Annotated in this window: 16 protein-coding genes and 1 riboswitch; of the genes, 6 read left to right on the top strand and 10 right to left on the bottom strand. The window is 29.3% G+C overall.

Annotated elements, in window-relative coordinates; genetic code table 11:
• Positions 1–82: 82 nt before the first annotated feature.
• Positions 83–541: a YbaK/EbsC family protein gene (locus tag WY13_RS13500; protein ID WP_063556149.1), complete on the bottom strand. Its 459-nt coding sequence runs from the start codon at positions 539–541 to the stop codon at positions 83–85.
• Positions 542–846: 305 nt separating this feature from the next.
• Positions 847–947: riboswitch (SAM riboswitch) on the bottom strand.
• Positions 948–1,047: 100 nt separating this feature from the next.
• Entirely contained in the window at positions 1,048–1,512 is a 465-nt protein-coding gene (greA, locus tag WY13_RS13505) for a transcription elongation factor GreA (protein WP_063556150.1), read from the bottom strand.
• 440 nt (positions 1,513–1,952) lie between these two features.
• On the opposite strand from greA, the gene WY13_RS13510 reads away from it, so the two are divergent.
• The 3 genes from WY13_RS13510 (at position 1,953) to WY13_RS13520 (ending at position 5,204) form a co-directional block, all read left to right on the top strand.
• Positions 1,953–2,801 (top strand): YitT family protein, encoded by an 849-nt coding sequence (locus WY13_RS13510; protein ID WP_063556151.1) that lies wholly within the window; start codon positions 1,953–1,955, stop codon positions 2,799–2,801.
• A 100-nt stretch (positions 2,802–2,901) separates the two neighbouring features.
• The gene (locus WY13_RS13515; protein WP_063556152.1) at positions 2,902–3,546 is read left to right on the top strand and encodes an undecaprenyl diphosphate synthase family protein; all 645 of its coding nucleotides are present in this window, start codon (positions 2,902–2,904) and stop codon (positions 3,544–3,546) included.
• Between the two features lie 749 nt (positions 3,547–4,295).
• Positions 4,296–5,204, top strand: a complete 909-nt coding sequence (locus WY13_RS13520) for a cation diffusion facilitator family transporter (protein WP_063556153.1) — start codon at positions 4,296–4,298, stop codon at positions 5,202–5,204.
• 35 nt (positions 5,205–5,239) lie between these two features.
• On the opposite strand, the gene WY13_RS13525 is transcribed toward WY13_RS13520, so the two are convergent.
• The 5 genes from WY13_RS13525 to cobS all read right to left on the bottom strand — a co-directional run bounded on the left by WY13_RS13525 (position 5,240) and on the right by cobS (position 8,479).
• Positions 5,240–5,440 (bottom strand): DUF1858 domain-containing protein, encoded by a 201-nt coding sequence (locus WY13_RS13525; RefSeq protein ID WP_063556154.1) that lies wholly within the window; start codon positions 5,438–5,440, stop codon positions 5,240–5,242.
• A 74-nt stretch (positions 5,441–5,514) separates the two neighbouring features.
• Positions 5,515–5,709: a DUF1858 domain-containing protein gene (locus tag WY13_RS13530; protein ID WP_063556155.1), complete on the bottom strand. Its 195-nt coding sequence runs from the start codon at positions 5,707–5,709 to the stop codon at positions 5,515–5,517.
• 348 nt (positions 5,710–6,057) lie between these two features.
• The gene (locus WY13_RS13535) at positions 6,058–7,104 is read right to left on the bottom strand and encodes an FAD:protein FMN transferase (protein ID WP_063556156.1); all 1,047 of its coding nucleotides are present in this window, start codon (positions 7,102–7,104) and stop codon (positions 6,058–6,060) included.
• A gap of 30 nt (positions 7,105–7,134) precedes the next feature.
• Positions 7,135–7,683, bottom strand: coding sequence for a bifunctional adenosylcobinamide kinase/adenosylcobinamide-phosphate guanylyltransferase (gene cobU, locus WY13_RS13540; RefSeq protein WP_063556157.1), 549 nt, complete (start codon positions 7,681–7,683; stop codon positions 7,135–7,137).
• Positions 7,684–7,714: 31 nt separating this feature from the next.
• Positions 7,715–8,479, bottom strand: a complete 765-nt coding sequence (gene cobS, locus WY13_RS13545; RefSeq protein ID WP_063556158.1) for an adenosylcobinamide-GDP ribazoletransferase — start codon at positions 8,477–8,479, stop codon at positions 7,715–7,717.
• Positions 8,480–8,560: 81 nt separating this feature from the next.
• On the opposite strand from cobS, the gene WY13_RS21550 reads away from it, so the two are divergent.
• Positions 8,561–8,698 carry a hypothetical protein gene (locus tag WY13_RS21550; protein ID WP_204377966.1) on the top strand — a complete coding sequence of 46 codons (138 nt, stop codon included), beginning with the start codon at positions 8,561–8,563 and terminating at the stop codon, positions 8,696–8,698.
• A 14-nt stretch (positions 8,699–8,712) separates the two neighbouring features.
• On the opposite strand, the gene cobC is transcribed toward WY13_RS21550, so the two are convergent.
• The gene (gene cobC, locus WY13_RS13550; RefSeq protein WP_063556159.1) at positions 8,713–9,306 is read right to left on the bottom strand and encodes an alpha-ribazole phosphatase; all 594 of its coding nucleotides are present in this window, start codon (positions 9,304–9,306) and stop codon (positions 8,713–8,715) included.
• Between the two features lie 427 nt (positions 9,307–9,733).
• Between cobC and WY13_RS13555 the strand changes: the two genes are divergently transcribed.
• Entirely contained in the window at positions 9,734–10,156 is a 423-nt protein-coding gene (locus WY13_RS13555; RefSeq protein ID WP_063556160.1) for a Fur family transcriptional regulator, read from the top strand.
• Between the two features lie 61 nt (positions 10,157–10,217).
• Here WY13_RS13555 and WY13_RS13560 read toward each other — a convergent pair whose 3' ends face one another.
• On the bottom strand, positions 10,218–11,444 hold the full coding sequence (locus WY13_RS13560; RefSeq protein ID WP_063556161.1) for an ABC transporter substrate-binding protein: 1,227 nt from the start codon (positions 11,442–11,444) through the stop codon (positions 10,218–10,220).
• 111 nt (positions 11,445–11,555) lie between these two features.
• Here WY13_RS13560 and WY13_RS13565 point away from each other — a divergent pair, with 111 nt between their 5' ends.
• Positions 11,556–12,497: an FG-GAP repeat domain-containing protein gene (locus tag WY13_RS13565; RefSeq protein ID WP_063556162.1), complete on the top strand. Its 942-nt coding sequence runs from the start codon at positions 11,556–11,558 to the stop codon at positions 12,495–12,497.
• A 150-nt stretch (positions 12,498–12,647) separates the two neighbouring features.
• On the opposite strand, the gene WY13_RS13570 is transcribed toward WY13_RS13565, so the two are convergent.
• A complete protein-coding gene (locus WY13_RS13570; protein WP_063556163.1) occupies positions 12,648–13,601 on the bottom strand; it encodes a helix-turn-helix transcriptional regulator in 954 nt (317 codons plus the stop codon).
• Positions 13,602–13,680: the final 79 nt, after the last annotated feature.

Below are 13,680 nucleotides of genomic sequence, written 5' to 3' on the forward strand. Positions count from 1 at the left end.
CAAAATATTTAACCGGACTTGTGTTTGTAAAAAATGTTCGAAGTATAGATTTATTTTCCCTTAAAATACCTACATAGATATTTTATTCTCCTACATCTACCCATTCTCCTTTTGTAAGCTCACTTATTTCTGATGGACTTATTTTAAGTGCATATTCTTTAGATCCTGCTGCAGGATAAACATAATCGAAGTCCTTTATTGAATCGTCCAAATAAATTTTAATATTATTTTTTAATCCAAAAGGACACAGGCCTCCCACAGGATGACCTGTAATTTGGAGCACCTCATCATGATCTAGCATTTTTGCCTTGATTTTAAAATTCTTTTTAAATTTCTTATTGCTTACTCTAAGATCTCCTCTCATAACTATGAGTATATCCTCATCTTTAAGCTTAAATGCTAGAGTCTTTGCTATATACTTAGGATCTGTATGTATAGTCTCCGCAGCCTCTTGAACAGTTGCTCCACTTGACTCCAACTTAAATACTGGATTTTCCAATCCCTTCTCTAAAAAATAATTAACTACATTTTCTACACTCATATTTTTATCCCTCCATTTTTTGTCTGATGACTACCTACTGTAACACTCCTGCTTCTATCAAAGTGGGAGGTAACAGTAGCTACGCCCCTAGATAATTCATCTAAGCTTAGTGAGATACGTAAAACTCTAAAGAGAAAGCGACTATCATCAAATCAAAGATTTGGGATATCTGCTTGCACACAGCGAAAGCGACTATCACCAAATCAAAGATTTGGGATATCTGCTTTTCCCACTAAGTAAGATTCATTGATACTCAAAAAAATCTTCCTGTAGATAAGCCTACAGGAAGATTAATATTCTTCCACTTCTTATCTTTCAGGTAATACCTGCTGGAATTGGCACCGTTGGATTACATCCAGGTTGCCGGGCTTCATAGGGCCAGTCCCTCAGCCGCTCTTGATAAGAACTTATTATTTAATTTAATAAATTGTAGCAAACTGCTAATTATTTGTCAACATGTTTTCATCAATTTAACTTATAAAAATAAAACATTCAACACACTTATTTTACAATAATTTTTCAACCTGCACATCATAACTTCCATCAGGAGATGCCACAGTTGCCTTTTGACCTACTTTTAGTTTATAAAGTGCCTTTCCTAAAGGAGACTCTATACTTATCTTCATATTTTTAACATCTGCTTCTACTGTACTAACTAAGGTAACTTCTTCAGTTTCATCTACGTCACAAAACTTTACTAATGCGGTTTTATTTATATCAAATACATCTGCTTCTGAAGAACTCTCTATTATTACTGCATTTTTGAGCTGAGTTTCAAGTTCCTGTATTCTAGTCTCAGTCATAGATTGATCATCTTTTGCAGCATCATAATCTGCATTTTCACTTAAATCACCTTGTGCACGTGCTGCTTTCAACGCTAACTTGATTTCTACTCTTTTAACTGTTTTTAAATATTCTAATTCATCTTCTAACTTTTTTTTACCTGATTCTGTAAGAATCACATCTTGCATAAAAAAATCACCCACTATTCTAAATTTTATCTGATGGCTACCTACTTTAACACTTCCACTAAGTAAGATTCCTTGATAAAGCTTTGCTGCGAAACTTGATAAATTTTGTATAAGTTTAATAGCTTTTATACATTTATTTACTTTACTATTTTATTATAATATTACTAATTAAATAATACAAGTTAAATGATGAAATCGCTTATTATACATACTATTTAAGTCCATATTCCGCAAATAATATGACGTTAAGATCATATTGACATTAAAATATTTATCATTATATAATATTATTGGAAGTAAATTTTAAAAGACATTCTCACAATGAATTTGTGTGTAATGAGAGCATATAAATCTAAGAATTCTTACTTGGGTTTTATGTGCTTTTTTTGATGAATAAACTATGAAATTAAATAGAAATTATATATAGGAGGCTTTTACTTATGAAAATAAATTTGAAAGATATTTTTCTTATACTAGTAGGTTCACTTTTCGTAGCTTTTGGCACTTATTTTTTTCTAGCTCCAAATCATATAGCAGCTGGAGGAACAAGCGGTATCGCCATAATTATAAACAGTATATTTCCAAGTATTCCAATAGGTCTTTTAATGATGGGCATGGAAGTTATACTTTTTACCATTGGTATAATTGTAATAGGACCTGTGTTTGGTGGTAAAACCATATTTTGTAGTTTTTCTATATCTGCTCTTGTACTTTTAATGGGAAAAATATATCCTAATATAAAGCCTTTCAGCAATGATACTTTAATTCAACTTATATTAGGCATACTCATATGTGGATTAGGTATGGGAATTGTATTTAACTTAAACGCCTCTACTGGTGGGACAGATATAATTGCAAAAATAATAAACAAATATACTCAAATAAGCATAGGCAAATCTATTCTAATGGCAGATATCGCAATAACTATAGCAGCAACCCTAATACTTGGAGTAAGTAAAGGAATGTATGCGATTCTTGGAGTAATATTGAATTCTACTATAATTGATAAAGTTATATTAAGTTTGAACTCCTATAAGCAAGTTGCTATAATAAGTAACAATGGTGAAAATATAAAAAAATATATTGTAAATGAGCTATCTAGAAGTGCAACTATCTATTACGCCAAAGGAGCCTATAAAAATAGCAATAAAGAAGTTATAACCACCATTTTAGATAGGAAACAGTTTTTAAAGTTAAAAAATTATATAAAAGTTTTAGATGACAAGGCCTTTATTACTGTAAATGATGTAAATGAAGTACTAGGAGAAGGATTTACTCGTATAATATAAAAAACTGTGTAGTTTTTTATATTTAATTTTCATTGTAGAATAATAATCCAACTCTTGGTAATAATTTAAATTAGTACTTAAACTAGAGGAGGATGTAAAAATGGCACTGCCAAATCACATAGGTATAATTCCAGATGGAAACAGGCGCTGGGCAGTTAAAAGAGGGTTAAGTAAAGAAAAAGGATATAATTTTGGTCTAAAACCTGGAATAGAATTATTTAAATTATGTGAAAAATTAGGGATAAATGAATTAACCTATTATGGATTCACTACAGATAATACTAAAAGACCATCAATCCAGACCAAAGCCTTCACCAAAGCTTGTACAGAAGCTGTAAAAATACTTTCAAAAGAAAATGCTTCTCTTTTGGTAGTTGGAAATTCTGACTCTCCTATGTTTCCAAAAGAACTTCTTCCTTACATGGTTAGAAAAGACTTCGGTAAAGGGGGAATAAAGGTTAATTTTTTAGTAAATTACGGATGGGAATGGGACTTAGGTAAAACTAAAAATTTATCAACTACAAATAGACATTCCGTTATATCCAGTCTAAATTCCCACGATATATCAAGAGTAGATTTAATAATAAGATGGGGTGGTAGAAGAAGACTCAGCGGATTTTTACCAGTTCAATCTGTATATTCAGATTTTTACATAATAGATGACTATTGGCCTGATTTTAAAATGGAACATTTAATGCATGCTCTAAAATGGTATAATGACCAGGATATAACTTTGGGTGGCTAATTTTCTCCCAATTTAAATATAGGGTTTCTAGATTGAAAGTTACCTTATACAAAGCATGTAATGACAAATTTTAGCACCATAAAAACTTTTGACAAGTCTAAAGCTTGGCATTTGGAAAATCTAAGGACCTTAGATAAACTCGTACCTCAAACATATCTAAGCTCCTAAGATTTTCTAAAATGCCTCGCTAAGACTTATAGAAAAGTTTTTAAAGGTGCTTTCAATTTTGTCATTACATTTTATGTATAAGTTTAAATTTCAATTAGAAGTCCTATATAGATTTAGATTTATATGAGCACTCTAACTTAAAAATCAACTTATATGCAGGCATATTTTTACAATAATGAAGTTCTTTTAAATTTTTGTATATAAGTCTTAGAAAAAAATTCGTAAAAACTTAGAACCTTTGAATTGTTTGAGGTACGAGTTTTCAAAAGTTCTTAGGTTTTTTAGAATTTTTTACTTAGACTTACCCAAATATTTAACGAGCTGAAGATTGTAAAAATATCCGGAGTATAAGTTGATTTTTTACTTAGAATACCTATAATCATATTTATTCAACTTACATATAATAAATTGTGTGTTTATTTTCCTATCATTTAGCTTATATTGAAGTCAATTTTCTTTATCAATTGAGAATACATATCGAAGTAGTTTTCTATTGACTTATAATGATTTTTGTCCTATTATAATAGGTATTAGTTCTTATCACTTGATAACTGCTAAATTTTAGAGGAGATGTTTTTTAAATGGATGAAAAAGTAAAGACAGCAAGACTTTCTATAATTTCTAATACATGTTTAATAACTATGAAGTTAATAGTTGGGATAATTACAGGATCAGTTAGTATCCTATCAGAAGCCATACATTCAACTATGGATTTAATTGCAGCTATAATATCGTTTTTTTCTGTTAAAATATCATCCAAGCCTGCAGATGCAGAGCATCCTTACGGGCACGGTAAGTTCGAAAATGTATCTGGTGTAATTGAAGCACTGCTTATATTTTCTGCATCTGTATGGATAATAGTAGAAGCTATAAAAAAGATAGTAAGCGGAGGAGAAGTAGCTTCGTCCAGTCTAGGATTTTTTGTTATGTTTTTTTCTGCTGCAATAAACTCTTTAGTATCCAAAAGATTATATAAAGTAGCTAAAAAAACTGACTCTATTGCTTTAGAAGCAGATGCCCTTCATCTTAAAACAGATGTATATACTTCCCTTGGAGTTGGCATAGGGCTTTTTCTAATATGGATTACAAAACTGCATTTTCTAGATCCTGTAATAGCCGTAATTGTAGCTTTATTTATTTTAAAGGAAGCTTTATGTCTGTTAAAAAAAGCTTTTAATCCATTAGTAGATGTAAAATTATCTGATAAGGAAATCAGCATTGTAAAAGATTGTATATCTAAATACAGTTCCGGATATTGCAGTTTCCACAGATTAAGAACTAGGAAATCTGGGAATAAAAGATATGTAGATGTGCATTTAGTATTTCCTGAAGATATGCATATAAAGGTTGCTCATAAATTATGTGATGACATAGAAAATGAAATGAGTCACTCACTTCAAAATACGGAAGTAATGATTCATCTGGAATCCTGTGACGATAAATGTACTGGCTGTAGACTTGCTGATACAACAAAATGCAAAAATAGATAGGATTTTCATCCTATCTATTTTAATTTCAATTTTTATTATTTATCTTCTACTTCATTTAAAGCTTTAACCAAACTGTTAACATCAATACCATGTACTGCAGCAGCTTCTTCAACTGTTTCTGCTAAAGATGCAGGACAGCCTATGCATCCCATTCCGAAATTCATCAATGTTTCAGCATATGCTGGCTTCATTTTTACTATTTCACCTATAGTTGTATCTTTAGATATATTTGCCATAATTTTTAACCTCACTTTTTAATTTATATATTCATTTAATTTTTTAATATACTTTTTGTTAACAAATTCTAATTCTAAGATAGTGCATTTAATGCCCTTACTAAATTATCTGCATTTAATCCATGTACGTTTGCAGCTTCTTCTAATGTCTCTCCTTGAGATTCACCACAAGTCACACATTCCATTCCAAAAGTCATCAATCTTTCCGCATTTTTTGGATTCATTTTAATAATTTCAGCTATAGTCATATCCTTAGTTATTTCAGACATATTAAATACCTCCACCTACATTATTATAATTACATTAAATATATTTTATACAATGAACTACCCTATGCACAAACTTTATCAATTAACCTTTCCTATTAGGAGTTTTCTAGTAGATATCGGATAAATATAAAACTAAAGTCTGTACCTATTATTTAAGTACATTATTACCTAATAGATATTGTCACCATCATAATACTACTAAACTTGTCATATATCAAGTTTTATATATAATTCTCTGCTATTTATTATTTGTTCTTTCTCAAATTGTAAATTACCAGTTTCATATTATAATGTGCAGCAATTATATATTCTACTTCTACCCTTTTCATGCCATTTATCAGAATAAAATTATTTTTTATCCATAAGCTTAAAATTCGAATTAGTAATTTCAAAATTACCTTTTAATCCATCTGTAATATAAACTTTTTTATCCTTTGTAATAAATATAGCCTGTAATCCATTTTTTTTGTTTACATAGTCCATTCCCTTATCCACTCCTAGATAAAATATATTTTTAGTCATGGCATCGGCATCTATGGAAACATCTGTGACCAAAGTAACACTAGCTAAATTATTATCCATAGGATACCCTGTAAAGGGATTTAATATATGGTGATATTTTTTTCCATTTTTTTCGAAGTACCTTTCATATATGCCTGAAGTTACTACAGTTTTATTTGTAACATTTAAGCCTCCAGCAGGATCTCCTCTTGTTTTAAAAGGGTCTTGTACTCCTATATTCCATGGTTTTCCGTTAGTATTAGTATTTATAGCTAAAATATTCCCTCCCAGGTTCACAATGGCGTGTTTAACTCCATTTTCTTTTAATATTCTCGCAGCCTCATCTGCAGAATACCCCTTTGCAATTCCGCCTAGATCCAAAGACATACCCTGTCTTTTTAGCATTACCTTACTATCCTTTTCATCTAATAGTAGATCTTTATAATTGATAAGTGATTTCTTTTCATCTATTTCGCTTTGAGAAGGAAGTCTCGCATTATCTGTTCCTATTCCCCATAATTTAACTAAAGGTCCAACTGTTATGTCAAAAGCCCCTGATGACTGCTCTGAATAGTATTTTCCCTTTTTTAAAACATAAAATGTATCCTTGGATACTTTGACAAAATTCTTGCCTGCAGCATCTGCCACTGCATCCAATTCTGTGCCAGGTTTATTTACACTCATCTTATTTTCAATTTCTTTAATTCTGGTAAAAGCTTTGTCTATAACTGACTCAGGTTTATTGTCATATACAGTTATAGTACATATAGTACCAAGCATATATTCAGTTTTTGAAACAGGCTGCACATTGTCTTTTACACAAGCAGTTAAAGGAATCATAGAAACTATAATTATGATAATTAGAAACACATTTAGTTTTCTATTATATTTCATATCATTTAACCTTTCCAAATAAAAAATTATTTACTTCAGCTTTATAGGCAAACCACAAGCTACCATATATACCTCATCACTAAAGCGAGCTATAAACTGATTCACCCTTCCTAAAATATCTACAAATATTCTACTGAGCTTATACTCAGATACCACACTATATCCTACTTCATTAGTAACAATTAAAATATGCTTGTCACTATGTTTTATAGAAGATATTATATTATCTACTTCCTTAATTATATCCTTTTCTAATTTTTCTATGTCATCAGATGTAATATTGTCAAAGTCATAGTTTTTTTCAAAAATTATATTAGTTACCATAGTTCCTATACATTCTAACATTATGTACTTACTGCTGGATTTTTCTATAGCCTTATCTAACTTAGTAAAGCCTTCATAAGTTCCCCATTTCTGATTTCTTCTTAGTTTATGCTTTTCGATCCTCTTTTCCATTTCACTGTCCGTAACTACAGCAGTTGCTATATAAAGTACGTCATCTTGATTTTCAAGGATTTTCTCTGCAAAGGTACTTTTTCCACTTCTACTGCCGCCTGTTATTAAAGTTATCTTTCCCATATTTATCCTCCATCATATGCCAAGAACCTGTTTATAATACCTTAGTAATTATAACAGAAGCTATGAGCATAGTAAGTATTTCTACCATTTCATTATCTGCACCAAATAAGTCCCCTGTAAGGCCTCCAATTTTTTTGTTGCAAAATACATTTATTAAAATTGCCATAATTAAAGCAGCAAATATCATTACAACAATATACTTTGGATTCATACCACAGATGCAAAACAGAATGGCAACAGTTACAACAAGTGCTAAAAACATCTGAAGCTTTCCTATATTGCCTATAAAGAAATTTCCTGTTCCTGTTTTCTTAGCCGTTCTACCTATAAAAGCTATAAATACTATTGAAAATCTACCTATAACAGGTGCAGCTATTATTATAAAAGAAAATATAGGCACTATAGAACAAAGGAGACTGTATTTTAATATTATGTCCATAACTATAGTAGCACACGCATAAGTTCCTATTCTGCTGTCTTTCATTATCTCTATAATTTTGTCATTACCTTTAAAGGCAAAAAAACCATCACTCATGTCTCCTAGTCCATCTAAATGCAGTGCACCCGTAAGCATTATACCCAGTAAAAGTATGATAGCTACACTTACATTTACAGGGAGTACCATTATACATAGTTTGTACACTATCCATTGAATCCCCCCTACCAATAGTCCTATGACTGGCATAAAGACAGTGCCTCTCCTAAAATTTTCTTGTTCACAAGAGAAGCTTTTATTAATTGGAATTCTAGTCATAAATTGAACCATTAAAAAGAAATCATTTATTAAATTCTTCAAAGTAATTCCCCCTAGTATAATCTATAGTATATTTGATATAAACAGAGTTCTTGGCATCAGATGGAGTTTTGACTCCACCTGATGCTTATTAACAGGATTCTTAGTGCTTCAGCACTTAGAAGGCGTTATCCTTTAGGAAAAATCGTTATCCAGGGACGTAGCTGCTCTTTACTGCCACTTGGAAAAGTGGCAGTATTAGAGCAGGTAGTCATCGGATAAAATTGCAATCAATTTTATGTATTAACGTGGGTGATACTATCTATAAATAGATTACTATATTCATACTTAACTAGAGTAACGTCTCCATTTTTTGAAGCAAATTTCCAGAAGAAATCCAGTATGCCATTTAAAACATAACAATAAACTGATCTTATAACACCGCTGTGAGTAACTATCAAAACGTTATCTTTGTCTAACTTTAAAATATCATCCATAAAGCTTTTTACTCTAGAATAAAATTCAACGTAACTTTCTCCTTCTGGTGGTGATACACTTTTCCAATCGTTACTCCACTTTTTCCATTCTTCAGGGTAAAGTTTCATTATTTCTTTATAATTTTTACCTTCAAACTTTCCAAGATTCATCTCATTTAATCTTTCATCTATAATAATCTTCCTAGAATTATCTTCTAAAATTATCTTAGCTGTCTGAGATGCTCGTTTTCTGTCACTTACATAAACATTATCAAATTCTATATTACTTAAAAGTTTTTTTGTCTGTTCAGCCTGACCTAAACCCTTTTCATTTAAAGGTACGTCAAGTCTTCCGTAATAATATTTATTATTATTTTCATTTGTCTGTCCATGTCTTACAAAATAAATATTCATGAGTTTTACCCTCCTGCATAAAGCCAGCAATGCACGCTAACTTACCTTAGTTATTATATAATATTTGAGTAAAATATACAAATTCTAAGGATAATGTAAAAAAATAAGAGGGAAAATCTTCTCTCTTATTTTAAATGAGAAATAGGTATAAAGTATGTTAATTTATTAACTTTTATAAGTTAATAATACCATAATTTTCTCAATAATCAAGTCTTTTTTAATATAATGTATACTTTTTATAACCTTTTATTAATTTATGATCATTTTGTTACAGTTACGTATTGTATATTTCTTAACTGTTATATATTTATTATCTTGATAAATATAAACATCTAGCATTCATTGCAGTAACTACCATAAATTTGGCTTTGACAACTAATAATTTTTATTATATAGTAGAGTAGATTATATAATAAGGATGGTGCATATGGATAATTTAACTTCTATTTTTAGAGAAAAAAAGCTAAAACTTACTCCACAGCGTATTGCTGTATACAAATATCTACAATCTACCAAGAAGCATCCTTCGGCTGAAACCATATATAAGGCCCTTCAACTAGAATATCCTACTATGAGCCTAGCAACTGTTTATAAAGCTTTAAAAACTTTAGTTGACGTAAACTTAGTACAGGAAATCAATATAGGAGAAGGTAACTTTAGATATGATGGAAATGTTCATCCTCATTCTCATATACAGTGTATAGTTTGTGAGAAAGTAGATGACGTAGAAGGAATTTGTTTTGCTAGTTTAAATGATAAAATCAAAGATTGTGTTGACTACGAAGTATTGAGTAACCAGGTTTATTTTTATGGAATATGTAAAGACTGCCAAAAAAACTCTAAAGAATAATGCTCGTAAGCATCAAAAATCTAGGGCAGTTACCTTTCATAATTAAGATAACTGCCCATTTTTAGGAGGATTCATCTACTACTTCATTCCATTCATTTTTAGTGTATTTTCCAGAAAGTATACTGTCAACCTTGCTTGATATATTATTTTTAAAGCTTTCTGGTACATTATATATAAATGCTATGTTGTCTTCCGTGCTGTTTTCTAAGTGGATTATTACACACTTCTTTATACCATCTTTTGGAATGTCTGAGCTTTTAAATCCTGTTACAAAACCTTTGTCATTTAATTTTTTCTGAGGATCTTTTCCAAATGCAAACTTTATAAATTCGTTTGTCTCTTCTGTATTCTTACTACTTATAAGAACACTCATTATGGCATCTGACATAATTGGAACTTTTAACTGACTTTTAGAATTTGGGCTATAATACTCAAAGCATTTTATATTTTTACTTTTTAAATTGTTCACATAATATGAAGATGCTATTATTACTGGAATGTCTCCTTTATCAAACTTTTTTAAACTTGATTCATTTCCTATCTCAAAAGTATCCTTGTTTATAGATCCATTTTTTACAAGATCATTTAACAAATCGAAACTTTTTTGAACCTCAGTTAACTTTTTGTATGCAGAAGGTCCGCTGTCATATATATTTTCAAGTTTCTTCATAGTAATTGTATTGCTTGATATGATAGAAAATAGAGTATTATTAATATCCATTCCTTCATTAAGAACTACAGGTACTCTCATTGATTTAGAGTTCATTGTCTTCAAAGAAGCATTAAATTCATCTATACTATTTGGCATTTTTAGGTCTAATTTATCGAAGGCACTTTTATTGCAGAGTATCTCTATAGTATAAGGCATTACAGCAATTCCATAATATCTATCATTAAATCTACCATAAGATTTTACTGAAGTATAATATTTATCAGTTAATTTATTTTGTTCATACATATTTCCCATATCCGCTAAAAGTCCTTTTCTGACTAACTTTAGCATGTCATTTCTTGAAGCAATTACAATATCTATGTCACTGGATTCACTTACATTTTCATCCACTTTTTCCCCTATAGCATTATTTATGTTTACCTTTACTTTAGGATTTTTCTTTTTATATTCGTCTGTTAAAAACTTTATTATATTTAAAGATTCTTTATCCTTTACACCTATATATATATTTATCTGTCTATTTTTTTTGAGTGTCTCTGTATTTTTCCCACATGCAGATAAATTAAATAACAATATTATCATTAATAAAAATGTAATTGTCTTATTTTTGAGCATAAATTCTATCATCTCCTTTAAATATAATTTAAGCTCTTTTTCTATAAATTTATTTTGTACATAATAATTAAATATATAATACATTCATATAATTAAGTGGAGGTGAAATTTATGAAATTTAGGATAATATTTCTAAAGAAAAAATATATCTACTTTTTTATATTATTATTGATATTTATATCAGCGGTCATAATTTTTATAGTATCCAGAAGCTCTTCTCCTTCATTTAACACTATTTCAAATAATAAAAAGATAAAAGCAGATTTTAATGGTGATGGAAAAGATGATATATTATCTATTGTGCGCAATGAAAATAAATATTCAATGAAAGTAATAATTGGAGATAAGTCTTTTAATTTTCAAACAGATAGAAATTCCCCTACAATAGAAAGTTATTCTCCTTATTGGCCCATTAGAATAATTCTTATGGATGTATCCAGAAATAAGATTCCTGAAATATTTGTACAAGGTTCCATTGCAAATAAACCAGTCCAACGTATTTTTACATTCAATAATAACAAATTTGATAATATATTTTCAAATTATAATAACATATTGGGATTTATAGACTGTAAAAACAACAAGACACCAAAAGTAATATCTGGTAAATTTCAAGGAGACAACATGACACTTTCAAATTACATTTTTTTAAACTATAAATTTAAAAATTACAATTATGAGAGTGACAGTACTTTTATGGGAAAGGATACTATATGCGCATTTATTAAATTAATTCAGGGGCTTCCTCAAAGTGAATCCTACAAGCCTAAAGACATATTTTATTCTAGCATATCCAATGAAAATATGTCTCTAATAGGTAACATGTCCGGCGAAAACAACTCCTATGTATTTCAGGATGCACTGTTCATGGAAAATAAATGTGATGCAAATGGAAATACCTCTGAGTTATCCTGGACATTAAATTTTAAAGCTATCTCTAACACAGATACAAACATAGTAAAAAATTATACTCTAAATTTAACTCTCTTACCTGATAAAAGTAGTGAAAAAAAATACCATTTTAAAATTGCATCTATGTATAGAATTAAATAAAAAAGGGACCGTTCACGCGGTCCCAAGGGGGATGGGGGGTTATTACATCAAATAACATTTTTATTACTTGATGCTAGGAGATTTAAATCTCCTAATTACATTTATTATAATGTCCCATTCTGAACAAATTATTCATAAAAATTAAAATTTTTAATATCTTTTATACAATTCTTCTAATTCTTTCTTTATATTCTTTCTAAGCTCTATAGGTTCAATTACTTCCGCATTTTTTCCAAAGCTCAGTATCCATTTTTTAATATCTTCCAATTCATTCAAGTATATAGTAAAAAGTATTTTCCCCCCTTTAAGTTGGTCTATATGCTGATGTATATGCCATGTAGTATCTTTTATAAAAGCAGCTTCCTTTTCGCTAAATTTTATTACTACCTTTATTTTATCGCCCATAAATATACCCCAGTTCTTGTCCAAATATTCTTTTAGTGAAAATGTGTGAGGTCTCATATATATATCTTTACTAATTTTCAAATTTTTTACTCTATTTAGCTTAAAGCTGCGTATATCACCTTTCATATGGCAATACCCTATTATATACCAATCTCCTTCTTTAAATATCAAATCGTAGGGATCTATTTTTCTCATAGTTAAATTATTTTTATTTACTGAAAAATAATTTATACTTAAACTTCTCCCCCTGCTCATAGAATAATTTATCTTAGATATCTTGTCTTCTAAATTCTCCATACTTCCCACATAATTTATCGAGAAATTCTTATTACTATTTATTTTACTTAAATCCTTATTTTTATTTACATTTATGCTTTTTACTTTAAAAATCGCATTTTTTAAATCCTTTTCATACACAAAACCATTTTTTGATGTAAGTATTTCCTCCGCCATAAGAAGAGCTTCTAGTTCATTTTCACTTAGGTTGGAAGGTTTTATATAAAAATTTTGGTCTATATAAAATCCACCATTTCTTCCTTTTATTGTATATATAGGTACACTTGCTTCATTTAAATTCCTTATATATCTATATATGGTTTTCTTATCCACTTCCAAAATTTCAGATAATTCTGATGCAGTAGTTAAACCTTTATATTGCAGCATTATTATAATTTCTAATAAATTAGAAATTTTAGACATAGTCCTTACCTCCAATATATTTACTATTTATAATAATTTATATCGTTACTTTTTATAAATTTTTTAGTAAAACTTTATT

This window comes from Clostridium ljungdahlii, from assembly GCF_001636845.1.
GTDB classification, from domain to species: domain Bacteria; phylum Bacillota; class Clostridia; order Clostridiales; family Clostridiaceae; genus Clostridium_B; species Clostridium_B ljungdahlii_A.